Annotated in this window: 23 protein-coding genes and 1 pseudogene; 14 read left to right on the forward strand and 10 right to left on the reverse strand. The window is 65.6% G+C overall.

Going from position 1 to position 25,857, the window contains the following annotated elements:
- Positions 1-107 precede the first annotated feature (107 nt).
- From DBO33_RS17385 to DBO33_RS17420, 9 genes are all read left to right on the forward strand, one after another.
- Entirely contained in the window at positions 108-1,724 is a 1,617-nt protein-coding gene (locus DBO33_RS17385; RefSeq protein ID WP_107655972.1) for a sigma-54-dependent Fis family transcriptional regulator, read from the forward strand.
- 176 nt (positions 1,725-1,900) lie between these two features.
- Positions 1,901-2,209, forward strand: a complete 309-nt coding sequence (locus tag DBO33_RS17390; RefSeq protein WP_107655973.1) for an EthD family reductase — start codon at positions 1,901-1,903, stop codon at positions 2,207-2,209.
- Between the two features lie 288 nt (positions 2,210-2,497).
- Positions 2,498-4,102, forward strand: a complete 1,605-nt coding sequence (locus DBO33_RS17395) for an FAD-dependent oxidoreductase (RefSeq protein ID WP_234391369.1) — start codon at positions 2,498-2,500, stop codon at positions 4,100-4,102.
- 71 nt (positions 4,103-4,173) lie between these two features.
- Entirely contained in the window at positions 4,174-5,709 is a 1,536-nt protein-coding gene (locus DBO33_RS17400; protein ID WP_107655975.1) for an acyl-CoA synthetase, read from the forward strand.
- 23 nt (positions 5,710-5,732) lie between these two features.
- Positions 5,733-7,499 carry an FAD-dependent oxidoreductase gene (locus DBO33_RS17405; RefSeq protein WP_159080327.1) on the forward strand — a complete coding sequence of 589 codons (1,767 nt, stop codon included), beginning with the start codon at positions 5,733-5,735 and terminating at the stop codon, positions 7,497-7,499.
- Positions 7,496-9,295 (forward strand): FAD-dependent oxidoreductase, encoded by a 1,800-nt coding sequence (locus DBO33_RS17410; protein WP_159080328.1) that lies wholly within the window; start codon positions 7,496-7,498, stop codon positions 9,293-9,295. Before DBO33_RS17405 ends, DBO33_RS17410 begins: the two co-directional genes overlap by 4 nt.
- A gap of 267 nt (positions 9,296-9,562) precedes the next feature.
- Positions 9,563-9,751 (forward strand): hypothetical protein, encoded by a 189-nt coding sequence (locus DBO33_RS42835; protein ID WP_159080329.1) that lies wholly within the window; start codon positions 9,563-9,565, stop codon positions 9,749-9,751.
- Entirely contained in the window at positions 9,748-10,266 is a 519-nt protein-coding gene (locus tag DBO33_RS17415; protein ID WP_159080330.1) for a hypothetical protein, read from the forward strand. Before DBO33_RS42835 ends, DBO33_RS17415 begins: the two co-directional genes overlap by 4 nt.
- 349 nt (positions 10,267-10,615) lie before the next feature.
- Positions 10,616-11,023, forward strand: a complete 408-nt coding sequence (locus DBO33_RS17420; protein WP_159080331.1) for a hypothetical protein — start codon at positions 10,616-10,618, stop codon at positions 11,021-11,023.
- A 568-nt stretch (positions 11,024-11,591) separates the two neighbouring features.
- On the opposite strand, the gene DBO33_RS17425 is transcribed toward DBO33_RS17420, so the two are convergent.
- Complete coding sequence (locus DBO33_RS17425; RefSeq protein WP_107655979.1) at positions 11,592-12,269, reverse strand: response regulator; 678 nt, start codon at positions 12,267-12,269, stop codon at positions 11,592-11,594.
- Positions 12,270-13,454: a sensor histidine kinase gene (locus tag DBO33_RS17430; RefSeq protein WP_107655980.1), complete on the reverse strand. Its 1,185-nt coding sequence runs from the start codon at positions 13,452-13,454 to the stop codon at positions 12,270-12,272.
- A 228-nt stretch (positions 13,455-13,682) separates the two neighbouring features.
- Between DBO33_RS17430 and DBO33_RS17435 the strand changes: the two genes are divergently transcribed.
- Positions 13,683-15,182: an alpha/beta hydrolase gene (locus DBO33_RS17435; protein ID WP_199856675.1), complete on the forward strand. Its 1,500-nt coding sequence runs from the start codon at positions 13,683-13,685 to the stop codon at positions 15,180-15,182.
- A 138-nt stretch (positions 15,183-15,320) separates the two neighbouring features.
- Here DBO33_RS17435 and DBO33_RS43990 read toward each other — a convergent pair.
- From DBO33_RS43990 to DBO33_RS17455, 5 genes and pseudogenes are all read right to left on the reverse strand, one after another.
- Positions 15,321-15,605, reverse strand: a pseudogene (locus DBO33_RS43990) (SDR family oxidoreductase); the annotation flags it as partial.
- Positions 15,566-16,219, reverse strand: coding sequence for an SDR family NAD(P)-dependent oxidoreductase (locus DBO33_RS17440; protein WP_325050717.1), 654 nt, complete (start codon positions 16,217-16,219; stop codon positions 15,566-15,568). The pseudogene DBO33_RS43990 and the gene DBO33_RS17440, both read right to left, overlap by 40 nt.
- 10 nt (positions 16,220-16,229) lie before the next feature.
- Positions 16,230-17,108, reverse strand: coding sequence for an SGNH/GDSL hydrolase family protein (locus DBO33_RS17445; RefSeq protein WP_107655981.1), 879 nt, complete (start codon positions 17,106-17,108; stop codon positions 16,230-16,232).
- Positions 17,109-17,189: 81 nt separating this feature from the next.
- On the reverse strand, positions 17,190-18,164 hold the full coding sequence (locus DBO33_RS17450; RefSeq protein WP_234390892.1) for an esterase/lipase family protein: 975 nt from the start codon (positions 18,162-18,164) through the stop codon (positions 17,190-17,192).
- A gap of 313 nt (positions 18,165-18,477) precedes the next feature.
- Positions 18,478-19,044 carry a TetR/AcrR family transcriptional regulator gene (locus tag DBO33_RS17455; protein ID WP_407670613.1) on the reverse strand — a complete coding sequence of 189 codons (567 nt, stop codon included), beginning with the start codon at positions 19,042-19,044 and terminating at the stop codon, positions 18,478-18,480.
- Positions 19,045-19,456: 412 nt separating this feature from the next.
- Here DBO33_RS17455 and DBO33_RS17460 point away from each other — a divergent pair, with 412 nt between their 5' ends.
- Positions 19,457-19,873 carry a hypothetical protein gene (locus DBO33_RS17460; RefSeq protein ID WP_159080332.1) on the forward strand — a complete coding sequence of 139 codons (417 nt, stop codon included), beginning with the start codon at positions 19,457-19,459 and terminating at the stop codon, positions 19,871-19,873.
- A gap of 33 nt (positions 19,874-19,906) precedes the next feature.
- Here the strand turns inward: DBO33_RS17460 and DBO33_RS17465 are convergent, their stop codons facing one another.
- Entirely contained in the window at positions 19,907-20,368 is a 462-nt protein-coding gene (locus DBO33_RS17465) for a MarR family winged helix-turn-helix transcriptional regulator (RefSeq protein WP_107655984.1), read from the reverse strand.
- Between the two features lie 85 nt (positions 20,369-20,453).
- Between DBO33_RS17465 and DBO33_RS17470 the strand changes: the two genes are divergently transcribed.
- On the forward strand, positions 20,454-21,317 hold the full coding sequence (locus DBO33_RS17470) for an alpha/beta fold hydrolase (protein ID WP_107655985.1): 864 nt from the start codon (positions 20,454-20,456) through the stop codon (positions 21,315-21,317).
- A gap of 32 nt (positions 21,318-21,349) precedes the next feature.
- Positions 21,350-22,189 carry a DMT family transporter gene (locus DBO33_RS17475; protein ID WP_107655986.1) on the forward strand — a complete coding sequence of 280 codons (840 nt, stop codon included), beginning with the start codon at positions 21,350-21,352 and terminating at the stop codon, positions 22,187-22,189.
- Positions 22,190-22,711: 522 nt separating this feature from the next.
- Here the strand turns inward: DBO33_RS17475 and DBO33_RS17485 are convergent.
- Positions 22,712-23,800: a DNA alkylation repair protein gene (locus DBO33_RS17485; protein ID WP_107655988.1), complete on the reverse strand. Its 1,089-nt coding sequence runs from the start codon at positions 23,798-23,800 to the stop codon at positions 22,712-22,714.
- 216 nt (positions 23,801-24,016) lie between these two features.
- Here DBO33_RS17485 and DBO33_RS17490 point away from each other — a divergent pair, with 216 nt between their 5' ends.
- The gene (locus DBO33_RS17490; protein WP_159080333.1) at positions 24,017-24,418 is read left to right on the forward strand and encodes a hypothetical protein; all 402 of its coding nucleotides are present in this window, start codon (positions 24,017-24,019) and stop codon (positions 24,416-24,418) included.
- Between the two features lie 68 nt (positions 24,419-24,486).
- On the opposite strand, the gene DBO33_RS17495 is transcribed toward DBO33_RS17490, so the two are convergent.
- Positions 24,487-25,821, reverse strand: a complete 1,335-nt coding sequence (locus tag DBO33_RS17495; RefSeq protein WP_234390893.1) for a polysaccharide pyruvyl transferase family protein — start codon at positions 25,819-25,821, stop codon at positions 24,487-24,489.
- Between the last annotated feature and the right edge of the window lie 36 nt (positions 25,822-25,857).

The raw sequence follows: 25,857 nt of genomic DNA on the forward strand, positions 1-25,857 counted from the left end.
TTGGACACAGTGGCACCCGGGCCGAGGGTTAGGCTCAGCGCACATGCCGGTCTCCGCCGTGGCTACCAGCCCGTGAACCGATACGGGACGAACAAGGAGGTTCGCCGATGGGCACCGCCCCCACGCCATCGCGGCCGGTGATCGCGCAATCCTGGCAGCGCGCTGCCCTCAGTGGACTTGATCCCGCGGTGTCGGTCGAGGACTACGACATCGGCGAATCCGACGGGCAGAGCTCATTGATGCGCGCGGCGACACCGGTGCTCGACGAGGCCGCGAGCCTGCTGCAGGACACCGGATTCGTCGTCGTGCTGGCGGACCGGGACGCTCGCCTGGTCGATCTGCGTTTCGGTGACCGCGCGCTGAGCTCACGGCTGGAACGCATCGGCGTGGTGCGTGGGCGGGTGTTCGCCGAGGAGACCACGGGCACCAATTCGATCGCGACGACCCTGGAAGTGGGTCACGGTGTGGCGGTGCACGGTGAAGAGCATTTCATCGACGCGCTCAAGCAATTCAGTTGTTATGGCCATCCTGTTTTCCATCCGGTGACCCGCCGGCTCGAAGGCGTCCTCGATATCACCTGCCTCACAGTCGACGAAAGCCCTTTGCTGGCACCATTCTTGGTGCGTACCGCACGCCAGATCGAACACCGTCTGCTGGCCGGGGCAAAGGCCGCCGAACAACGAATATTCGCCGCGTTCCAGGCGACTTTGCTGCGCGATAGGACAGCACCGGTTGTCGCGCTGAGCGGCGATGTCTTCCTCGCCAACGCCGCGGCCGTCGAATTACTCGATGCTGCCGACCACGCGGTGCTGCGCAGTATCGCGGTCGACGCTCCGGCCACCCATCGGCTGCGTCTCACCTCGGGCCAGCGGGTACGGATCTCGATCGAACGACTCTCGGAGGGTGCCGTGCTGGTGTTCGAGCGAGAAGCGGCGAACACCATGGTGGCGGCCAAACCCGCTCCGCAGGCGATCACGGTGGTGAGCGGGGAGCCGGGTAGCGGGCACACCAGCGCTGTTCGCGAATCGGCCGGGGCCGCTGAGATCGAATGGTTCGACGCCAGCGACGCCATCGGCCTCGGTGAGCAACCCTGGCTCGATCAACTTACACGTGCGTTGATGACTGCCGCGGTTGTCGCGATCGAGGCCATCGAGCTGTTACCGCAGCCGGTAGCACGTCGGGTGACCCGTGCGCTCGCATGCGCGCGGGCTCGGGTCGTGCTCACCAGCGCGCCGCTCACCGAACTAGAAGGCGAACACGCACGTTTGGTAGCCCAGTGCGTCGAAAGAATCGGGTTGGTCCCGCTGTGCAAACGGCGCGAGGAGATCCCGTCGCTGATCCTGTCGATGCTCGCCGAGCTCGGCGCACCACGCGAACTGCGATTCACTCCCAGCGCCCTGGAAGCGCTTGCGGGACAGCCATGGCCGGGAAATCTGCGTGAGCTGCACGCCGTGGTCCGGCAGATAGTGCAGACCCGCACGGTCGGCGACGTGACGGTGCACGACCTGCCCGAGGCTTATCGCGGGCAGGCCCGGTCGCGGCTGCTGACACCTATCGAGCAGGCCGAGCACGACGCGATCATCGACGCGCTACGTACCTCCGGCGGAAACAAACTCGAAGCCGCGCACCGGCTCGGGATCAGCCGGACAACGCTCTACCGGGCGATCGCCCGCTACGGCATCATCGCCCCACTGTCCAGAAATGGCACGGCCCACGCTCGATAGTCGGCAAGCCATTCTCTGTCGAAGATTGTTCCGTCAATGAATTCCGCCGTGTCCAGAAATGGAACACCACGATCGCCGATATCGGTGACATAGTTCACTCGCCGACCGGAACGGGCCACAGCGCTTCGCCTTTCGCCCCTTCTCCGTAATGCCAACTGACTGAAGGACATTGACGCATGTACCGATTGACTGTGCTGTACCCGCCACCAGTGGACCACGCCCACTTCCGTGACTACTACGTGTCGACGCATCTGCCGTTGGCCGCGAAATTGCCGGGGCTGCGCGCAATGCGGCACAGCCTCGACGTGTCCGCGGTAGCAGGCGAGAGTCCGTTCTTCGCGATGTGGGAGGGCGAGTTCGACTCGGTCGCCGACATGGCGGCGGCGTTGGCCTCCGAGCAGGGCCAGGCGGTGGTGGCCGATGTCCCCAATTACGCCACCGGCGGCGCGCAGATCATTCACTACTCGCCGATCCGGGGCTCCTGAACCCGCATAGACGTGCACGCCGATCGCCATGAGCCGGTCGGTCGTCCGCACTTGGCACGACCTCGTCACCGACGACGATGAACGAAAGGCTCGACAGTGTCGAAACGGTTTACTGACCCCTTACCGGGCCAGATGCAGCGCCGCAGATTCTTTCAGGGCGCTGGTGCGCTCGCCGCCGGGGCGGGCGTGGTGTGGTTGTCCGCGACCGGCAGCGCGGCAGCAACGCCACCCGCACAACCGGGTTCGACCGGCCGGCGGGTAGCGGTGTTCGGCGGCGGCCCGGCTGGAATGTCGGCGGCACTGGAACTTGCCGAGCGCGGTTTCGAGGTCGACCTGTACGAACGTCACCAGGTGTTGGGCGGCAGAGTCCGCCGCTGGGGTATCCCGGGTACCGGTACCGGGGGGCGTGCCGACCTGCCTGCCGAAGTCGGGCCGCATGGATTCTGGGGTGCGTATCAGAATCTCGGCGAAAGTATGGGCCGGATCCCGATCGGGGGTGGGCGCACAATTCTCGACAACCTGTTGCAGGAAGGCGAGTTGCTTCGTTTTGTCGACCTCGCCAATGCACAAACGCAGATGAACGCGGCCAATTTGCTTCCTACTGTGACGGGGATCGTCAACGATCTCGCCGGCATCACTGCCGCGGATGCGGCCCTGGTCACCAGTAAGATCGCCGCGCTACTGGCTTCTGGCCCCAAGAGGAAGTGGGGCCAGCTCGAATACATGTCCTTGGGCCAATTCATGTGTGCCGACAGGTTTTCGCCGAATACGCGCGGTGCCCTGCACCAGCTGACCTCGGCCAACACCGAACCGCTCGGACGGATGAATGCGCGTGCGGCCACTCTGGGCATGCTGCACCGGTGGTTCGCGAATCTGATCCAGGTTCCCTACGGGCCCGGGATGAAGAATCGAGCGACCTTCGTGAATGGGCCGTTCAACGAGACCCTGTGGGCCCCATGGGCGCAACATCTCGAAACGCTGGGCGCACGGATCCACACGTCGCATCGCATGACCGGATTGTCGATGAGCGGCGGGCAGATCACAGGTGCGACGGTGCTGAACGCGAGCGGCAATGCCACGGCCGTCGCGGCCGACTGGTACGTGCTCGCCATGCCGTTCGACAAGGTCCCGGAGGTGCTGAACCCGGCCATCGTCGCCGCCGATCCCGCGCTCGGGCGGATCGCGAACCTGGAAGGTTCCTGGCTCGGTGGACCGCAGATCTATCTGAAGAAAAAGCACCCGAAATTGATTCAGGGGATGATCGACATCGCGGGACCGTGGTGTCTTGTCGCCGGAAATTACACAAACCAAATATGGAACCGCGACTTCCCCAACCAGTACGGCGACGGCACAGTCGTCGAATACCTGACGGTGGACATGGCGATCTGGGACGCTCCGGGCATCCTGTACGGCAAACCCGCTATCGAATGCACCATCGAAGAGTGTTTCGAGGAGATCCGTGCCCAGTTCCGCCAGGCCTTGGGTGACGACACCATTCTGCTCGACGAAGACATCCACACCTGGACGTTCAATCCGGCAATCACCCGCCAGGGCGGCCGACTCGTCAACGACGAGCCGGAATGGGGAACCACCCCGGGATGCTGGGCGGACCAGCCCGAAGACGTCACCACCAATATCTCCAACCTGCTCCTCGCCTCGCCGTACGTGCGCACCGATACCTGGGTAGACGACATGGACGCGGCCAACTCCGTAGGCAAACGCGCGGCCAACGCCATTCTCGGCGCGTCCGGAGTTTCCGCGCCGCCGGCACCGGTGCGCTCGGTGTACGAACTCATCGAACCGATCTACCGGCCGCTGTGGGACGAGGACGACCGCCGCTACGCCGCGGGCCTGCCCAACGTATTCGACGTCATCGCGCCCATCGCACCCTGAACCGGCGGTAGCCGGGACCAACCGCCGTCCAGGACCGGACTGCTTGCACGACACAAGGATTGAGCATCTCGATGTATCTGACTCAAGGGCTGCACCGTGCCCTGCAACAGTTTCCGGACGCGCCGGCCACCATCTGCGGTGAGCGTCGCCGCACCGCTCGTGAGGTAGCCGACCGGGTGGCGCGGCTGGCGGCCGCATTGCAGTCTCTCGAGGTCGAGGCGGGTGACCGGGTGGCGATGCTGGCGCTGAACTCCGACCGCTATCACGAGTACCTGTTGGCGGTGCCGTGGGCGGACGCGGTCCTCAACCCGATCAACATCCGGTGGAGTTTTGCCGAAATCGGTTATGCCCTAAAGGATTCGGGAACGTCAGTGTTGCTGGTCGACGACATGTTCATCGCGATGGTGCCCATGTTGAGAAAAGAGTGTCCCGGCCTGCGGGCCGTGATCCATGTCGGCGACGGCCAGGCGCCGGTCGGGACGGTGGATTACGAGGGGCTGATCGCCGAGAGCGCTCCGATCGAAGATGCCCGCCGTGGCGGAGATTCGCTTGCCGGACTGTTCTATACCGGCGGAACCACGGGCACACCCAAGGGCGTAATGCTCTCGCACGCCAATCTGTTGGCCTCCACCTTCGGCGCCGTCGCCAGCGGCCACCTCTTCGGGAGCGGGGCGCGGTACCTGCATGCCGCGCCGATGTTTCACATAGCCGACCTGATTGGCTGGAGCGCCACCGAAATTCTCGGCGGCACACACGTTTTCGTTCCGTCGTTCAGTACTGAGGCGGTGCTGGCAGCCATTGCCGAACACCACGTGACCCATACCTTGCTCGTCCCCACGATGATTCAACTTCTGCTCGGACATCCTGGACTGGACACCTATGACTTGAAGAGTTTGCGAGGAGTCCTCTACGGCGCATCCAGCATCCCGCAGGCGACCCTCGAGCAGGCGATGCAAGCGATGCCCGACGCTTCGTTCACCCAGCTCTACGGGATGACCGAACTCTCTCCGGTCGCCACCATGCTGAGCCCCGCCGAGCATTACGACCCCGCACTGCTTCGTTGTGCCGGTCGCGCGGCTCCCCATGCTGAAGTGCGGGTGGTCGATCCGGATGATGCGGAGTGCCCGCGCGGCGCCGTCGGAGAGGTCGTCGCCCGCGGACCCCAGGTCATGCTCGGCTACTGGAACAAGCCCGAGGAAACCGCGACCGCCCTGCGTGGCGGCTGGATGCATACCGGCGACGGCGGTTATATGAACGACGACGGTTATGTCTTCATCGTCGACCGGCTCAAGGACATGATCATCACCGGCGGCGAGAACGTGTATTCCGCGGAGGTCGAAAACGCTATTGCGCAGCACCCTGCGGTCGCCGCCTGCGCCGTCATCGGCGTTCCCGATCCGCAGTGGGGTGAGCGGGTGCACGCGGTCGTCGTCACCAAATCCGACATCGAAACCACCGCCGAGGCCATCCGCGCGCACACTAAGACCCTCATCGCCGGGTACAAAGCGCCGCGAACGGTCGAATTCACTGACGCACTACCCATCTCCGGAGCCGGGAAGATCCTCAAACATCAACTGCGCGAACAGCACTCGAACCAGCGTGGCTAATCCGAAAGACAGTGGTGATGACAATGTGGAATCCACCGGCCTCCGGCTCCGGCATAGCGCGCCGCCGATTCATCCAGGGCACGGCCGCAGCGGCGGGACTGGCGGCATTGAGCGTCAGCGGCAAAGCCGTCGCCCCCGCGCGGGCGGCCCCTGCCGGACAAGGTGATACCAACCGCCGCGTAGCGGTGTTCGGTGGTGGCACCGGTGGGCTGACGGTCGCACATGAACTGGTTAAACGCGGCTTCTCGGTCGATGTGTATGAACGCCACGAGGTCCTGGGCGGGCGGGCCCGCAGCTGGGGCCAACCGAACACCGGTACCGGCGGTCGAAAAGATCTCTCCATCGAGTTCGGTCCCCATGTCCTGCTGGGTTCCTACCAGAATCTCGGCGAGACGCTGCTGGAGATCCCCACGCCCGCGGGTTCCGTTCTGGACCAGGCCATTCCACTGAGCTCGGTGGGTGGCGGGGGCCGAATACCGCTGCTGGCGGACATACCGAGGCTCGATGCGGCGAGCGTGACGCACAATATCGTCCGTGTTGTGGAGGCTCTGCTGCCGGGCCTGTCGCCGGCCGAGCTGCCAATGGTCACCAGCAAGCTTGTCGCCATGTTCGCGAGCGGGCGGAAACGTCAGTTCGGCGAGTTCGACCGCACCAGGATATTGGACTATCTGGGTCGCCCGGGATTCGCGACCGCACAGGTGATTCGAACATTGACGACGCTGAACCCGAGTGCGATCACCGATGATATGAGTGTGCGCGGCTTCAACGCGGCGCTGCAGAATTGCGATCTCGACATCTTCACTCGGGGTATGGGCCCAGGTTTCCGTGACTTCGGATACTTCATCGACGGCGGGATGGACGAGGGTTGGTTCGACCCGTGGGCCGGGCACCTACGCAATCAAGGGGTCGGGATCCATGTCGGCCACGCCGTGACGGGCCTCAGCTGCGCGGGTGGGCGCATCGTCGGCGCGACCGTCCGGACGCCCGGCGGGACCCAAATGCCGGTGCAGGCCGATTGGTTCGTGATTGCCGCCACCGCCGACAAGGCCGCGGCATTGATGAATCCGGCTATCGTGGCCGCTGACCCCGCACTGGGCAGGATTGCCGAGCTGGCGCCGAGTTGGTTGGGCGGCATGCAGATTTTCCTCCGGCGACGGCAGAACCTCGGCGTCATCGCCGCCACCGCCGCGGGACCCTGGCTGAACCTGATGGTCGACGACACCGCGCTCTGGACGGACTACCACTCGAGATACGGTGACGGCAGTGTCGCTCAGCATCTTTCGATCGACGTCGGCGCATGGGAGACACCGGGCATCCTGTTCGGAAAGACAGCGAACTGGTGCACGGCCCGCGAAAGATTCGAGGAAGTGCGCGCGCAGCTGCGTCACGAACTCCGCGACAACACGCTCTTCGCTGACGAGGACATCCATTCCATTATTCACAACCCCTCGGTGTTCGAGCCGGGTGCGGAACCGTGCGTCCACGACGAATCGGGTATCGGTCAGGACATAAACAACTGGGTGAACCGCCCAGAAGTGACCACGGGCATCCCGAATCTGTTCTTCGGTTCGGCCTTCGCGAAGACCTACGGCCAAATCGACAGTACCGACTGTGCGAACGAGGCAGGCAGACGAGCCGCCAACGCCATTCTGCTCGCCGCCGGTTCGAACGAGCCGCTCACTCCGGTATCGGGAGCGGAGCCGCCGCCGATGCTGAAGGCGCTCTGGGAGGAAGACGACCGACGCTACGACGCCGGGTTACCCAACGTGCTCGATGTGGTGGGCCGGTGACGCACATTTCCCGAAGGCGGCTTCTCCAGGCGGCGAGTGTTGCTGGGGCCGCGGCCGTCTCGCTCGGCGCACTGAAGTCGGCACCAACAGCGCACGCGGCACCGCGGCAGGCCGGCCCCGGGCGTCGGCGGGTCGCGGTCTTCGGCGCCGGCCCCGGCGGGCTGTCCGCCGCTTTCGAGCTGTCCAGCCGAGGATTCGACGTCGATGTCTACGAGCGTCATCCGATGGTAGGTGGCAAAGCGCGAAGCTACGTTGTGCCCGGCACCGGTTCGGGTGGGCGCGAAGACCTTCCGGCCGAGTTCGGGTGGCACGGGATGTGGGGGACGTATCAGCATTTCCCGGAGACCTTGTCCAGGGTGCCGACGCCCCGGGGAACCGCTAACGACAACCTGATCCTGCTACCGGCAGGAACGCCTGGAGTTTATGGCAGCCTGGCGGAGTCCTTCTTCAGAATGGGACCCGGCGGGCTGACCACGCCGCAAATCCTCGCCGACGAGATCGGCCGGTTCCTGGGCGTCGCCAGAAATGTGAAGCCACAGGACATTCCGGTGATTGCGAGCAAAGTCGCCGCGCTCGCAACGTCCGGTCGTAGTCGGCAGTTCGGTCAGTTGGAGCACATCACCCTGAACGACTACATCGGGCCGGGAATGCCCGAAGGCGTCAATGATCTGATGCGGGCGATCAACAGCCAGGTCACCATGCCCGACCGGCTCAACGCGCGCAATGCCGCGACCGGAAACATTCACCTGTTCTCCGGCTATCTGGGCACCAAGGGGCTGGGCAGGGGAGCCCGCGACGTGCTCGGAATGGCTGACGGTCCGATCAACAGCTGTGTGTTCGACCCCATGAAATGGGCAGCCGAACGTAACGGTGCCCGATTCCATATGAATCACCGCCTCACCGCCCTGCAGACCAGCGGCGGCGAGATCTCCGGCGCGACCGTGGTGGCGCACGACGGTCGGTCGATCGCCGTGGATGCCGATTGGTACGTGCTCGCGGTGCCGTTCGACAAGGCAGCCGACCTGATGAGTCCGCAGATCCTCGCCCTCGACCCTTCGCTGGAGGGCATCAAAACGATGACGCAGTACGAGAATTGGCTCGGGTGCATGCAGCTCTACACGAAGGAGCGATTCGAGGGCGCTCCGCTGGGCGGGACAAACGAATGGGGGCTGCTCTGGGCGGCGTACTCGCAAATGTGGAGTGGCCCGAAGTTCAAGGACAGATTCGGCGACGGCAACGTCACCGACTATCTGACCACCGATTGCGTCGACTGGCATCGTCCGGGGCTGCTGTATGGGAAGCCGGCAAACCTGCACAGCAAGGAGGAGTACATCGAAGAGGTATTCCACCAGTTCAAAAAGTACGGGAACTTCCCGCTCGAGCAGGCGGACCTCGCGGCGCTCGAACTCAACCCGGCCTTCTACTGGAAGGACGGGAAGATGCACAACGACGAGCCCGATTTCGCGAACTATCCGGGTTGCTGGGCCGCGCAGCCCGAAGCTGTGACCAAGGTGCCGAACCTGTTCCTCGCCTCGGCGTATGTGCGGAGCATCGCCGGGGTCGAGTCGATGGAGGCCGCGAACGAGGCCGCGCGACAGTCCGTCAACGCGATCATCGACCGCTCGGGCGTCGACGCCGATAAGTGCTGGCTGGACAGCGTCGATCCACCGCCCGCCCTCGCGGCGCTCTGGCAGGACGACGACAACCGATACAACGCGGGCCTGCCGAACCGATTCGATGTGGTCGCGCCGTATCTCGGCGGGAAAACCGATCCCACACCATGGCCCGGCTACTAGATCAGAGCGCCGCCGAGAGTGGTCGCCGACCTCAGGACTGGTCGAGGTGATCTCTCAGATCCAGATGCCGCAGCAGGTCCTCGGCGCGGCGCGACCACTTCGAGCATGGCATCGGCCGTGGCGAGTAGTGAGACAGTGATCGTCTCGTCGGCGGTCGCTCCCGTGGTCGCGTACTTCAGGGCCTGAGGGAGGCCGTCGACGGGATGGTAAGGCGGCGTGCGGTTTTGCATACGCCGACGATATGGTCGGGGTTTTAACATCCGCTATATGGGTGTACCGATCAACGAGGACAAGCTCTTCAGAATCCGCTGCCACAAGCTCGGTCCTCCCGCAGGTGATGGCCCGAATTCCGATGCTGCGCTGTGGATTCCGGTGATGCACCGATCATCCGCCACACCGATTCCCTCCTACGCCGCCCGAGCCTGCCGTGCGGCCCAACCGAAGGAATACCGTTGAACAGAACCAAACTTGCTGTCCTCTTCGCCGCGCTCCTGGCATCGGCGTCGGCACCGGCACATGCCGAACCCGCGACACCCGGAGCGCTGGAAGCTGGATTTCCCCACGTGTTCAGGCTCTTCCAGCTCAGCGACCCAGCCCACCCGGCCTGCGTCTACTACAACGAAGTCGCCGTCGGCCGCGGCGAGGCAGTGGACGCCGCCAACTGCAGACCCGACACACGCCATTGGTTCCGGCGAAATACCGAGCCCGACTTCGTTCTCTTCCACCTCGACGACTTCCCCGGCAAGTGCCTCATCGGCGATACCTCCACCTCGCCAGGTGTAGTGCTCGTCGGGTCCTGTGACGACCCGCGCGCGGGCTGGGTCGGCGGCGGGTCCATCAACCCGCCCCGATGGGCGCTCGCGCCGAGTTCAGCGCCGAAGATGTATTTGCGCGACAACGGGATAGCCCTGGTCCTGCAGAACACCGCCAACCCGCTCCAGACCCCGGGCTACTACTGGAATCCCCAATAAACCAAGCTTCTCAGCAAACAAACCAGCCTGCGGTCCCGATGCTCGACAGGCGCGCCCGCGAAGGTACTGGATTGCCGCGACCCGCGCGGTCCAAACGATCAGCGCGGGTCTGCGGCTGATCCACGGGCCGAACGACTCCCGACCGTCGACGAGGCGCGCACATGCCGAAGAGCGTGCGAGGTTCGACCACGATGTCCATATCGGGCTTCCTCTCCAAGTCGTCCCAGGTGCAGACGTGCCCGGTCCTGTTGGCCCTTTCCGTGTTCGGCCTTCTCGAAGCGCCTGCACGCGTAACCTCTGAATGCGACGAATGGGGAAGAAGGCGACTCTTCTTACTGCATTCGAGTGCATGAAGGACCGAACCAGACAACTGGCCGGTGATCATCTTGAGGCTGAACTCCGTATACGAGAAAAGGACCTCTACATGCGCTTTCGTCATGCAACCGCACCCATAGCCAGAATCAGCCTGGCGGTCGGCACCGCCGTAGTGCTGGTCACCGGCCTGGCCACCAACGCGCAGGCTGCCACGGGGACGATCCAGTACTTCGATGTCAACGGGCAGGAATTCCGGATCACAAACCCGCCGGACAACGTCTGTCTCACCATGCAGGTCCGGGCGGACCAGATTAACAACGAAACGAACAAGACGGTGAACGTCTACCTCGGCACGGCCTGCAACACCTTCGTCACGAGCTTGGATCCGGGCCGTGGAGTGTCCCATGTCGGAGGCCCCCAGTCAGTCAGGGTCATCGGCTGAGCAGGCGACAATACCGGCTCTCGGACCCCTGGGCGGATAGCCGCCGTCCAGGGCTCCGTGTCGGCCGGTCTCCCTCGATACCGGGCGTCTTGGCTTAGCCGCCGGGACGACATCCGCGCATCAGCGTAAGGCGTTGTGCGTCAAATCCATCCAGGCTGACTTCAGCAAGCGCGAGTGAGCGATAATACCGCCTATCGCGCGATCCGAAGCGGCTACGCGGCGCTCGCGAGATCGACGGGCCGAGATCATCTCGCGAGAAATGCGCCCCCGTTGGCTAAGTAGTTGCCAGCCTCAGTGCAGAAGTAACCCCTCGCAGACCTTGTGGTCTGAGTGCCCGGTGATCAACAACTCAGCGACCCGATCGCCGGATTGGTCCAAGAATTCAGCGGCCTCGGCACGCATGGACTCTGGAAGATCCTCGAGTATCGCTGGCCCCGCTGAGTGCTCGGCCGGCGGTGAGATCCGCTGTGGCGCAGGACATCCGCCCATCACGCGGCGACCACCGTGGACTCGAACATCCCGTACCCACTGGCGTTCACGAACGATGTCGAGTGCCCGGGTGCCTGGGTCATTGTTCTGCGTCGCGGACCAATAGCGCGATCTGTACTCGATTAGCGACCCCCAGCTTGGTGAACAGATTTCCGGTGTGCGCCTTGACGGTGGCGACGGTGACCTGTAACCGCGCCGCTATATCCGGGTTGCCCAGCCCGTCCGCGATGGCTCGCGCGGTGTCGAGCTCGCGTTCCGACAGGGCAGCCAGTCGTTTCCGCGCGGCGTCGCGGGAGGCGCTGCGGGCTTCGGCGGAACCCGGCCCGGTGGCCGCGGCGATCACCCGGGCCGTGACCGTGGGGGACAGCACGGGGTGGCCGGCCGCGACAGTGCGTACCGCGTCGGCGATCCGGGCGGGGGGAGTGTCCTTGAGAACGAAGCCGAGCGCTCCGGCGCGAAGGGCAGCAAGTACCAGCTCGTCGGAGTCGAAGGTGGTCAGCATGAGTACCGCCGGCGCGGACGGTACGGTGCGGAGATACCGGGTGGTGTCGACGCCGTCGCGGCCGGGCATCCGCACATCCATCAGCACGACGTCCGGCCGCTGTTCGTCCACTACTTTGATCGCGGTGTCCCCGTCGGCGGCCTCCGCGACGACGGTCAGATCCGGCTCGCCGTCGATGACGAGTCGCAGCGCCATCCGCACCAGCTGGTCGTCGTCCACGATGACAACGCGAACCAGGGCCTGTTCACTGTGCACTCATGCTCGTTTCTCGAGGTCGTGCTCCGGCCAGGGAAGTTGCGCCGTGAGAACGTAGCCGTTGTCGGCTGTGCGATGGTGGTCGAGTGTTCCGCCGGCGAGGGTGATTCGTTCGGCGAGACCGAGGAGCCCGAACCCCGAGGCCGGTGGCTTGGCGACGGCGGTGGCGGCCGCCGAATTACGGACGCTGACGTTCAGTTCGCTGCCGGGCGTGCCGTCTACGGTGATGTGGACCGCCGCGGCCGGGGCATGTTTCGCGGCGTTGGTCAGCCCTTCCTGAACTACCCGATAACCGGTCCGTCCCAGGGTCTCGGGTGGGGTAGCGGTCACCGTGGTGTCGAGCGTGACGTCCAGGCCCGAGGACCGGGCGTCGGCCACCAGCTCCGAGAGCCGGTCCAGCGTGGGTTGCGGTGGTTCGGGGCGATCGGGGTCGGCGCGCAGGACGCCGAGCACGTCGCGCAGTTCTTCCAGCGCTTGGCGGGAGCCCTCGGCGATCCCGCGGATCAGCGTGCGCTTGTCCGCGGCCGAGAGGTCCTCGCGGTGATCCAGGACGCCGGCTTGCATGGCGACCAGCGTGATCCGGTGCGCGAGCACATCGTGCATTTCGCGGGCGATCCGGTTGCGTTCGGTGGCCTGTGCCTGGGCTGCCCGGGCGGATTGTTCGCGTTCCGCGCTGTCGGCGCGGTCCCGCAGCGATCGCAGTTCGGCGCGACGGGCGTCGATGGCCACACCGGTTGCCACCGCGATCCCCGCGCTCAGTACCGGCAGCGCGAGTTGTAGCCAGATCGCGGCGGGCGGCGTGGCGATCGGGTAGAGGTCTTCGCTGAACTGCGCTGCGCTCACATAGGCCACGACGACCACTGCGATCTCGACCGGACGGCGGCGCGTGGACAGCGAACACAGTGCCAGCAACGCGGCACCGGTGGCGAGCGTCGACGCGGCCGAAGCGATCACGACCGCCAGGGCGACGGTGAACGGGAACCGCCGCCGCCACAGCAGCGCCGTCAGGCAGCCGAGTGCGATCAGCGGATCACCGGTGACGAACCAGGAACACGTATCGGCCACGCAGCCCGCCGGCAGCGCCGTGGCGAGGGCGAGCCAGAAGGCTACGCCGAGTACAGCGGCCGCCGTCAGCCGCCAGGTCTGCTGCCATGCCCCGAGTCGTGCGGGGCTGTCGGTGTCCACCCGGCCATTATCGCGACACCGACCGGCCGTAAGCAGCAGCCCAGCGGCTGAGGTGTGCTCGACCCAGGTCTAATCGCCGCCTTCGACTTTCGTCGTACACGGTTGCCGCCGCCGGACCGATGTGCCGGCGGAGCGGGCTCGACAGACTCGTTCGGGTACCAGCCGGACACGAGCCCTTGCGAACGGTGTGCTCGTGGTAGGCGCCATTTCGTCGGGGAGTAGCAGCATATGAATAGACAACGGAGCCTGCGCCTGCTGGCCGTGCTCGGTCTCACCGGAGCGCTGGTCGGTGCGCTCGTCGTTGCCGCAGAGTCGGACGACGATCCCGCAGCGCAGGTGCGGTGGGGCGCCTGCCCGGAAGGGGTCGAGGATCCCGCGGCCGGGCCGGCCCAGTTGCAGTGCGCCACCGTGCCGGTGCCCTTGAATTACCGCGAGCCCGAGGGCGCGCAGATCGAGATCGTGATCTCCCGGCTGGCGAGTAAGAATCCGGACAAGCGTCGCGGAGTGTTGATGCTCAACCCCGGCGGTCCGGGTGGTTCGGGGCTGGACCAGCCCAAGTTCCTGGCTGCGCACGGACTGCCCGCCGATGTGCTGGACAGCTATGACGTGATCGGTATGGATACCCGCGGGGTAGGGCATTCGGCGCCGGTGAGCTGCGGGTTCACCGATGATCAGGCGTACTTCGGCAATATCCCGCCGTATGCGGTGGACGATGCGGCGGTCACCGAGCGGGCCACGGTCGCCCAGGGGGTCGCCGAGCAGTGCGCGGCCAACGACCACGAGGGCCGGTTGCGGTATGTGTCGACGGCGAATATGGCTCGTGACCTCGACCGGATCCGGGCGGCGCTGGGCGAGGACAAGGCCAACTTCCTCGGCTACTCCTACGGCACCGCGCTGGGCGCCGCCTACGCCTCGATGTTCCCGCAGCAGGCCGACCGCATCGTGCTCGACAGCAATATCGGCGACACCTACCTCGACCAGGACGGGATGCGCCGGTACGGCCTCGGAATGGAACAGACGTTCGCCGACTTCGCGGAATGGGCCGCCGTCCGCCACGACACCTACGGTCTGGGCCGGACAGCGGACGAGGTGCGGCACACGTACTCGACCCTCGCTGAGCGGCTCGACGCGAATCCGGTGGACGGGATGGACGGCAGCCTCTTCCGGTTCGGCACCTTCTTCACGCTCTATCGCCCGGCGTTGTACGCGTCGGCGGCCGAGAGCTGGAAATCGCTACTCGAAACCGGGCGTCCCGGGCCTGCGGGCGGCCGCCCGCCGGGTACCGGTGCGCCTTCGCCGAGCGATAATGCCTGGTCGGTCTTTCTGGCCGTGACCTGCAATGATGTCGAATGGCCCGAGGACATCCAGACCTACCACCGTGCCGTCGCCGAGGACCGGGAACGGTACCCGCTCTACGGCGCGGCCGCCGCGAACGTCATGCCCTGCGCCTACTGGAAGCTCGGGCCGTCCGAGCCGCCGGTGCGGATCGACAACACCGGCCCGGCCGATGTGCTGATCGTGCAGAACCAGCGCGACCCGGTCACCCCGCTCCGCGGCGGCGAGCTGCTCGACGAGAAGTTCGGTCAGCGGTCCCGATTGGTCACTGTCGACGGAAGTGGGCACGGGGTCTATGTTCTCGGCGCCAACCCCTGCGCGTCCGACGTCGTCACCAGGTATCTGGTGGACGGCACCATGCCCGAGCACGACATGACCTGTCCGGCGGGCTAGCCCGTGCCGGTGGTGGAGGCCCGCGATCGCGATCACCTCCACCACCGCCGCGATCGCGTTCCTCAACGCCCTTGCGGCTGTCATTGAGCCGGGAGACCTGGATCGCGAACTCGCAGTTGGAAAGCCGACACCTTGGTCCTACCAGGCCCGATCGCCACACACGACTGCGTCGGCACCGCCGTCGATGAAGATGATTTGGGCGGTGACGTGGGTGTTCTCGGGAGAGGTGAGCCATGACAACAGCGGCGCGATCTGCTGAGGACTGGCATGACCGTTCAGTGGCATCGGGACACTGCCGTCGATCTGGGCTTTGCCTTCGGGGGTGTCGAGCATGTCCTGAATGAACGGGGTGACCGTGGTGCCTGGTGCGATCGCGTTGAGAGCTATGCCGGCGCCGGCCCATTGCTCGGTGATCGCGTGTCTGCGGACCCAGCAGTTGAGTGCGTACTTCGCCGAGGAGTAGGGGTCGTACGGTGGTCGCGTTGTGCGATTGCTTCTTCGGCGACCTTGGTTGCCTTGCTCTCGTCACCAGCGAGTGCGGCCTCGACCAGCCGGGGGTTGGAAGGCAGGAGCGCTGCGAATGAGGAGACCACGGCCGCGCGTGGGTCGGTGCCCGCGGCGAGCAGTGGTCGCAATCCCTCCAGCGTGGCGACCGCACCGAAGTAGTTGACCTTCAATGTGACTGGGTCCAGCAGACCCACCCCGGCGCAGGCGATGACAGCGTCGAGTCGCCCGTGGGCGAGGTCGCGGGTTTGGGCGACCAATTCCGCCCGGCCCTCGTCGGCAGCGAGATCGACGGTGATGTCGGCTCGATGTCGGTCGACACCGATCACGTGCGCTCCTCGATCACGGAGGTAATCGACTGTCGCGGCGCCGATTCCGGAGGCACTGCCGGTGACGAGGTAGGTGCGGGTCATCTGCTTCCTTTCATAGAGACTGCCGGGCAAAGGCTTTCGCCGAGCAGGCCGATCTGGGTTGGGGGGACATGCGGTGTCTGCGGCAGTGCTGGGTAAAGGTTCGCCCCGTGTGCACGACATCGGAGTCGGATCATTTGCCGAGCGTGGCCAGTACGCTGCGCGCTTGGTGATCTGCGCCGAGCTGGTTGGGGTGGAACGGCACTGCGGGCCCCGGCGGGGTGTGCGACATCGGGATCAGTCCTTCGACCCAGCGAGTCCCGGGCGGCTGGCACCCGTCGTGCCCGTCGCTGGTGGCGTAGGTGTTGACGAGTTCGACGCCGGTGGCCGCGGCGGCGCGCGCGAGCATCGCGTTGAGTTCGATCATCTTGTGACCGATCCATGCGGCATCGGTGTCGGAGATCGGGATGCTGGCGAAACATCCACGCTCGCCGACAGATTTGAAGTAGTCCAGCACCAGGATGCGGGCGTGTGGTGCGCGGGCTTTGATCCCGTTGAGCACCGCGACCACCGCCGGCTCGGCGGCACGAATACTGGCCGACATGGCGTCGACCCCGCCGGGTACCCAGGTGGTTTGACATGGCGATACCACTGGATTCGTGGTGAGGCAGGTGGTTACGGCGTCGGCCAGGCCCGCGTCGTTTCCACCGATCCCTATGGTGACGAGATCAGTTGTGGGCGTGAGCCGGTCGAACTGCGGTGCGTTGGTCGAGACCGGCAGTCGCTGCGGCGCGGTCATGTCCACCGTTGTGGCCGCGCCACAGGTGGCATCTCGAAAGACGGCGACCTCGAGCGCGGCCGCGACCTGCTTGGGATAGTTGGCTGCGCTCTGGCCGCACCCGAGGGGTACGTGCTGGGTCGAGATGTTCGACAACGTCGAGTCGGCGGCCCAGGAATCACCGAGTGCGACGTACTCGTGATGGGCCGGGGCGGCAGTGGCGCTGGGTGCGAGCAGAACTGCCCCGGCCAGGCTCGCGCAGGCACCGGCCGCAGTGCGAAACAGGGTTGGCATGGCTTCTCCACAGAGTGTTGATCTGAACGCGTATTCAGCAGGGGCCAGCGCCTTTTCGGCGGGCCGCTGAGTGCGGGTGGCTCAGTTGATGCCGGGGAAAAGGAACCCTTGCGGCATGCACGGCACGGGCGTGGCGTGCTCGGGGTCCAAGGCGTTGAGGACGAATCGCCAGGCTCGTTCGTTGAAGTTGATGCTGATGTGATCGCTGAAGTCGTCGGCGCAGCTGTCTTGGAGCACGATGTTGGAGACGTTGGGTCCGTCGAGGAATTGGTTGGTGTAGGGGGTGACGACCTCGTCGTACCGGCTGACCAGATTGGTGTAGGTGACGCCGGGGCGAGTGTCGCCTTGCCCGAAGGTCTGCTTGATCAGATCCGAGCCGATCATCTGCTGGGTCAGCACGGGCAGGAGCGCTTCGAGCACGGAGTAGACGGCGCCGCCGAGCGGGGGAAAGGACTTACGCAGGAAGACCTGACCGTTGGCGGTGGTGCCATGGTTGCTGGGTGCGAGCCCGACCAGTTTGTCGACATAGCGGTCACCACCGGCGATGTTGATGTAGTAGTTCGGCAGCACCCCACCACCCTGCGAGGATCCCACCAAGTCGACCTTGTCGGCTCCGGTGAGGGCACGGACCTTGTCGACCTGGGCGGCGAGCTCGCGGGCGCTGGCGCGGATATCGGTGACCGCTTGGACGGGGATTTCCGATATCCACTTCGGGTTGCCGTAGTTGAAGGTGAACACGCAATAGCCGTTGTTCCGCAGAAACGGCGCGCCGAGCCGCCAATTCGCCGCCTGATTGACACCGGTGCCGTTGATGAGGATCACCGGGCGCGGATGCTCGGGAGTGAGTACGCAATTCGGGTCGTTCGCGCCGGGGGGTACCAGTTCGGGCAAGAAGAAAGGAATGATGGCGGTGCCCAGGTCGAAGGTCACCGGGAACTGGCCACCGTGGATCACCGGTTCGGCCGAGGCCGTCGCGCCTCCGCTCGCCGCGCCGCACGCCAGCACCGCCACGCCCAGCCACGCGCCGAACCGGCCCCATCGCGTGCGGGAGAACAACTTTCGACGATGCCGATCTGTTGCTGGCGATGTCGAGACAGGTCTGACAGAACGGTTCATCGTCGATTCCTCTTGAGCGTTCGGAGCGGGGAGATGCGAGACGACCGGCACACCGGGAGTCGGTAGTGACGCCGATCACTCCGCGAACGATACACTAGTGTATCGCTACTGTTCAAGAGGTTTGATACAGAAGTGAATCCTTAAAGAGGGATGGCTGCACGCCGATCCACAACGCTTGCGTCGCACGCAGTGACGTCGGCTCTTAGCAGGAGATATGCGGCCGCGGTACGGGATTGGGAGTGGCGGGCGCGGCTCAGCTCGCGGTCGCGGCGGCTTCGTCGGCGGGCACGCTGTAGGACAGGACAACACGCACGATCAAGTCGACCCGCAACTCCTGGACAGCGACATTGTCAGGCTCCATCAAGCATTGGGTCGCGGTGCCCTCGTGCACAGCGGCCAACGCCATGCCCAGCGCTTGCGGGTCGGTCACTACCCGTCCGGCACGAGCAAGAAGGGTCTCCAGGACCGGAGCGAATGTCGCGCTGATCGCTCGCATTTGCTCGGCGATGACCACGCGCAGTTCAGGGTTGCGCACAGCATGCGCGCTGAACTCGTAATAGATGCGAAACCACTTGTCGTCCAAGGGTGTTGCGTTCAGCATGTGCTCGACGACCTGGCGGACCTCGCGGATATCGGTCGCCGGTTCCTCTTCGAAGGCCGCGCGCGTAACCTCGATCACCCGTGTCGCCTCGCGCGCCAACATCGCCAGGAACAACTCATCCATCGAGGTGAAGTTCGAATAGAACGCTCCCCGCGTATAACCGGCGCGCTCACACACGTGCTCGGGGCGCGCTCGACCGAAACCCATCTCCGCGATCACCTCGAAGGCGGCGTCGAGTAACCGCTGACGCGTCTCGGGCCTGCCCCGCGTATCCCGGCGACTGGATCCCGCCGGCTTCCTCGACGCAGTGCGACCACCAGCGTGGCCAGCAGAAGTGGACGCCACGAACGATCGCTCCTTTCGTGCGAGAGGCTGGACTCCAAACCGTATCAAAACGCCCGGCCAGCAGCAGAGTCTTCGCTATGCGGCCGACCGGTGTGTGAGTCCACGCAGATCGGCGATCCCCTCGTGCATTCGGCACTGCCGCCATGGTGCCAGGCCTGGTCAGTATTCACCCAGGGCCGTGAACTGCCTGCCTGTCTGTCGGTGTCGAATAATGTTGCGGTCGAATTGATTCGGCGATCTGCCCCGAAAAATGGGGGCCTGGCGGCTGGGTGACATCATCTCGAGCATGGTCAATCGCAGACTTCCCGTGCTCGCGCTTTTCGCGTTGTCCGCCGCCGCAGTGGTGCTCCCGTCGAACACCGCCGCCGCCGTCCCCGGCCTCGACGCACCGGTGATCGAAGAGACCTTCTCGGTACCGGGCACCGTCTCGGCCAAGTTCCGCAACCCGAATACCGAAGGGGTGTGCTGGATTTTCAACAACAAGACCGGCGAGATCTTCGGCGGCAACAACCCCACCTCCTTCGCCATCCCGGACGGCAAAATGGTCCAGACCTCGCTGGGCAACCTCCCGGCGGGCGAAGAAATCCACGTGCGCGGCGCCTGCGCCTACGAGCGCCCCATCGGCAGCCACGACAACGTGACCGTCACCGATGTCATCGTCGTCAAGGTCGTCGACAAGCCGAGCACCGGCAGTTTCGGCTGAATCGCCCGAACCCGCGGACGACACGACTCGACGTCATTGCCCTTTCGCGACCGCGCGCTCGATCGCGATCAGTGCGGCGAGCTGTTGTGGCGTCAGTCGCGCGGTGAAACGGTCGCGCACCGAGGAGTTGTACGTGGGTGCTGCTGTTTCGACGGTTTCCCGGCCCGACGTGGTGAGTAAAACGTCGTCTCCGCGCCCGTCCCGCTCACAGGGTTCGCGCGTGATCAGCCCTCGCTGTTCCATGCGCCCGAGCTGTCGGGACAACCGGCTGTGTGCCCAGCTCAGATGCGCCGCCAGCCCCCGCACCCGGATGCACGCGTCCGGACTCTCCAGTTCGGTCAGCGCGGCGAGAACGTCGTAGTCCGGCATCGACAGTCCGCACTCTCGTTCGAGATCTCGGGCGATCTCGGCGTCGACGCGTTCGTGGAGCCGTCGATAGGCGAGCCAGGCCGCGCGAGCTTGGCCCTCGGTCCTCGAATCCGGATCCCGGTGCATATCCACGAGTTTAACCAATCTTGTTTACATGTAACAGAGACCTCGCTATGGTGATCGTTACATGTAACGAACTTGGGATGAGGTTATGGGTACCAACGAGCACACCATCGCGGTGAACGGCGTCGACCTGTGCGTGCAGGGTTTCGGAAATCCGGCCGATCCGGCCGTGCTGCTGCTGCACGGCGCCGGGGAATCGATGCTGGCGTGGGATGTCGAATTCGTCCAGCGGTTCGCGGCGGACAGACGCTACGTCGTCCGATACGACAGCCGTGACGCGGGCCGGTCGACCACCTACCCCGTCGGCGCTCCGACATATGGGCTGCGCGATTTGGTTGCGGATGCGGCCGGGCTGATTACCGTCCTCGGGCTGGGCAAGGCACATCTGGTCGGCATGTCGCAGGGGTCGGCCGTCGCTCAACTACTGGCGCTGGACCATCCCGAACTGGTCGCCTCGCTGGCCGTCGCCTCCGGCACGCCGGGTGGGCCGGGCCACGTGCAGTCCGACTTGCCGGGGATGACACCGGAGCTGGCGGCATACTTCGATGCCGAAGCCCCGACCCCGGACTGGCACGACCGGAACGCCGTGGTGGAGTACCTGGCCGAGTCGATGCGTCCGTTTGCCGCCGCCACCCGGCCGTTCGACCTCGAGACGCAGCGGGAGCAGGCTCGGCGAGTCGTGGACCGTGCGAACAATATCGGCGCGCAACTGACCAACCCGTACCTGCTCGACCCGGGCGCGCCCTGGCGGAATCGGCTGGGGCAGATAGCAGTGCCGGCCCTGGTGCTGCACGGCACCGAAGATCCGCTCTTCCCGATCGGACACGGCCAGGCGCTGGCCGCCGAAATCACCGGCTCGCGCTTCGTAGCACTGGAACAGACCGGTCACGAGGTCTTCCCGCCGCACACCTGGGATGTGGTCGTTCCCGAACTGCTGGCCCACACCGCCTGACCTCCGAGAATGCAGAGAAGGACAGCTGTTTCATGATCGCGATCGCGCTAGCCCTCGGGGCAGCGTTCGGCTGGGGTACCTCGGACTTCCTCGGGGGATTGAAAAGCCGTACTCTGCCGCTACTTTCAGTGCTGCTCATCTCGCAGTCCACCGCGCTGGTGCTGGTGACGGTCTTCACGCTCGTCCGCGGTGGCGGCCTGCCCGAACCCGCCTCGCTCGGTTATGCCGCGCTGGCGGGTCTCGCCGAAACCGCCGCGGTTGCCGCGCTGTATCGCGGGTTGGCGGTCGGCAGCATCAGCATTGTCGCGGCGGTTGCCTCGACCGCGCCGGGGGTGCCGTTGCTGGGCGGGTTGCTGTTCGGCGAGGTGCCGGGAGCACTTCAATTGGCCGGTCTCGCAGTGGCTCTCGTCGGTTTGGTGGTTGCGTCGTATCAGTCCGAGCAGGGCGGCAAGGCTGGTCAGCTGCTGCCGAGCATCGGCTTCGGCCTGCTCGCCGCGGTCGGCTTCGGGACGTTCTTCCTGGCCATGGACACCGCGAGCACGGGTGATATCGGCTGGGCACTGCTGACCGCGCGGCTCACCGCCGTCGGACTGATCGGCGCTGTCATTCTCGTAGGGCGGCAGCGAGTCTCGGTGCCGCCCAAGGACATCCCCTCGATAGCACTCATCGGTGTGCTGATCGTCACCGCCGACGCCCTCTACGCGACCGCCTCGACCCTCGGCATGGTCGGCATCGTCGCCGTACTAGGAGCCTTGCACACCCTCGTCACCATCGCGCTGGCTCGAATCTTCTTGAACGAGAGGCTCGGTCGCCCGCAACAGGTGGGTGTCGGGGCGGCGCTGGTCGGCGTGCTCGCAATCGCGACAGGTTGACGCGCACGCGGGCACGCAGGTCACCCGCAGCTCATCAGCCCGCGATGTTCAGCGTGCGTGAACGAAGAGACGTAGCTGGGTACGTGCCGGTTGGTCCAAGGTACCTGGGGTCCGGTTGAGACGGCTACTCGTCTGGGATAGGCGCGGATCTGTCAAGACCGACTGATATCGCTGCAGGATCATGAGCCGTCCAGCAACACTTGGGTATGGAGCTCTTGGTGTTGGTGGTCCCTGTCGGCCTGGTCGGCTTGGGATTCCTCGCGATCTCCATCAGCGTCCTCAAGGAGGACCGCGCTAGAAACCGTTGGCATAAGGAGCATTCCGCGGGGCAGCAAAAGGAGCAAAGCGAAGGTTCGGCACAGGAGCAGCGGTTTTTCGACGAGCTCCAAAGGAAGTACCCGAACCTTCCCCCGCCACGGCGACGGCGCTCACGCCCGCCGAGCCTGTACGGGGCTGCCGATGTCCCGTATCTGATCATCCGGCAGATCAGGAACCGCTGGTAAGCCCCTTACCGGCTGCAAATCACAGAAGCCGGTCGGTGATCAGGACCTCGGTCGCGCCGAGGACGCGTCCGTTGGCCTGGACCTCGATGCGGTGCGGGCCGGGGTGAATGGTGCGGATCGAGACGCATTCGAACCGGTGCCGGCGTGCGAAGCGGACGGCCTGGCCTGCGGGGAGGTCCCGGGCGGTCAGCTTGAACACCTTGCCCGCTTTGGGGCCGCGAACCCCTTGGTAGTGGACTACGTAGTCGATCGCCGCTCTCGTCGCGTCGGTGGCGTGCAGCGTGAAAGTGACTGTGGTCGCCTCCCCGATGGAGATGGTGGCGGGCGAGCAGGTGAGGTCGGTGATCTCGATCGCAGCATGGTGATCGAACCCGAGAACCGCGAGCGCCTCCGGGTGTCCTCGCTTGACGAGTGTCCGCAGGCCGTGGCGGACGACGAAATCGCCCTGTGTGCTGCCGTGGGACCATCGCCGGGCGGTGTCGAGGACGAGGTCGGGGTGGTCCTTGCTGATGTCGTTGAGGTGGTTCGCCACGGAACGGCGTACGTAGCGGGACTCGTCGTTGGCGAGGGGTTCCAGGAGCGCCAGCGTGGGAGCGGGGTCGGCGACGAACCGGGAGAGCTGTGACGCCCAGGGCAGCCGCGGGCGCGTGCCCTCCGAGACGAGCCGCCGAACGTGTTCGTCCGGGTCGGTGGTCCATGCCCTGAGTTGGTCCATCGTGATCTCGTAGTGGGCTTCGAGGAACGGGCGGATAGCGAACTCGGCGGTGTAGCGGGAAGTGAGCGCCGCCAGCAGTGGCAGCGCGACGTCGGGCCGGTCCAGCATCGCCGAGGCGACGTAGGCGTTGACGGGCATCGAAGCCCACCCCGTGAGCCCGCCGCTGTCGAGGGCACCACGGATCACCCGGTCGGCTTCCTCGGGCGACGTCGGCATCGTCGCCGCGAGGGCACGGGCGATCCAGTCGACACGGGCCTTCAGCTCCAGGTCACCGAGACCGGTGCCCGCGAGCTGCTCGAACGCCGTCCGGTCGAACGAGGCCGAGGCACCCGCGAGGTCACCTGCGAGACGCCTGATGAGCTCCGGCGACAGTTCATCTTTGAAATCGGCCATCTCAACGCCCGCCCACGGTCACGTCGAGGACCGCTCGCCCCGTACAGCTCTCGGCCGGCGCCAGGAGGGCCTCGATGCGCTCCCGATGTTCGTTCGGGAACGGTGTGAATCTCGACCTGGACATCATGATTGCGAGTCTGCCACCGACCACCGACACACCGCCGGTACCTCAGGAGCTCTGAAATGATGTCACCCGTCTCGCGTACCTTGCCGGGCATGAACGATACCGATGCATCAGATCTGGAGGCCGAGGTCGTCGCCGCGAACCAGTTGCTGGCGACGTGGTTCGGAACCGACGCAGACCCGGAGATCCTCGATCGCGTCGCCGCGACCCAGGCCGAGACGTTCTCGATGCTCAGCATCGACGGCGTCCCGGTCAGCAAAGCCGAGCTGCTGGCCGAACTGGGGCGGAGACGCAATACCCAACCCGGCCTCGAGATCGAGATCTCCGACTTCGCGGTGCTGCTCGCCGAGGGCGACATCAGGGTGATCCGCTGCCGGGAGCGTCATCTGCTCGACGGCAAGCGCAGCGATCGCTGGACCACCGCAGTACTGACCACCCAGCCGACGACACCCCGATTCCGCTGGCAGGCACTACACGAGTCCGCGGCCGGCTGAACCAACCCTGCCGAGCACGGCCACCAGCGACCCAAGCGAGGACTGAACGCGCCAACATGCCGTTCGGATCAGCGGGAGTGGCGTAGGTCATCGGTACAGCGGCCGATGTCGATGAGCTGGAAAACCCGCTGCAGGGCGGTTCGACCGGCGGCGATCTGTTCGGTGGCCCTGTGCTGCAGCGGGTTACGCAGGTTCGGTGCTGCTGTCCATTGTTCCTGGACGGCGCGGGCCAACTGCTGCTCGAGCTCTGGAGCGTCGAGGTGGACGATGCGCAGGCCGGTGCCGAACATGTCGGCCAGGCCGTGGAATTTGTCGTCGTAATATTGCGACGAGGAGAGGCCGATCGCCGGAATGCCTTGGGACAGAGCGAATACCGCTAGGTGGTAGGTGCTGGTTACGAGGATGCGGCACCGGGCGAGCTGACGGGCGACGTCGTGCGGTGTGCCGCTGCGGCCGACGGCGCGACGGGTGTGTGGGGCGCCTACGAGCAGGGGCTGGGTGGCGCGGCGGTCTTCGGAGTCGTATTCGGAGATGATCAGCGGTGCCAGTGGCGCATCGAATTGCCTGGCGCACGTGCGCAATACCATACCGAGGACGGCTTGGGTCTGCGCGCTGATCTTCGAGTAGTCCGCTACCCGGAGGCTCAGCCCGATATCGGTGCCGATATCGGGGCGGCGCAGCTGGTGACCGAATTCGACTGCGTCGTCACCGGTTACCAGGATTCGTTCGGGGGATACGCCGAGGTCGGCGAGTAGTCCTGGTCCGCGCCTGCCTTCACGCAGTGCGATGACATCGACATCCGGTAGCACGGCGGCGGCTCGTTCCAGGAGCCGGGGGTTCCGCATGGGGCCGATGCCCTGGCCGATCATCGCGGTCGGAATACCCAGCGCGACAGCGTGTTCCAGCAAGGTGAGGGTGCGATGCGCCTGATGCAGGTCGATGTCGGTCAGATACCCGCCGCCCTGGGCGATCACCAGGCTCGCCGCCGCGACGGCCGCAGGCACCTGCGGTCGATCGAAGTCCGCCGCCGGTATGTCGTCGTGGGTGGGGACAGCCTGCTGCGCTGCGGCACGAAGCCGACGCAGTCGCTCTTTCGGCGGATCCGTGAGTGCCCGCCACCGCAGCGCCGCCGCCCCGGCGGCCCACGCGCCTCGGGTGGACTCGCCGCGTCCCCACTGCCCGCCCGATTCGGCACAGATCGGCTCCGCATCGGGCAGCAGCGCCCGCAACACCCGGGGGTGGTCGGTCAGCATCCCGATGCGCGCGTCCGGCCAGTGTTCCCGCAACCGCCGCACGGTCACCGCCATCATCGCGATGTCGCCCCGATTGCGCAGCGCGTACTCGCCGTTCTCGATCAGCACTCGAATCTGGTCGGTGCCGCATACTGTGCCGAAATCACTCACGCCGGCAATGCCTTCCGCAGGTCCGGCGGATCGCCG

Source organism: Nocardia suismassiliense, from assembly GCF_900269665.1.
Lineage (GTDB): Bacteria > Actinomycetota > Actinomycetes > Mycobacteriales > Mycobacteriaceae > Nocardia > Nocardia suismassiliense.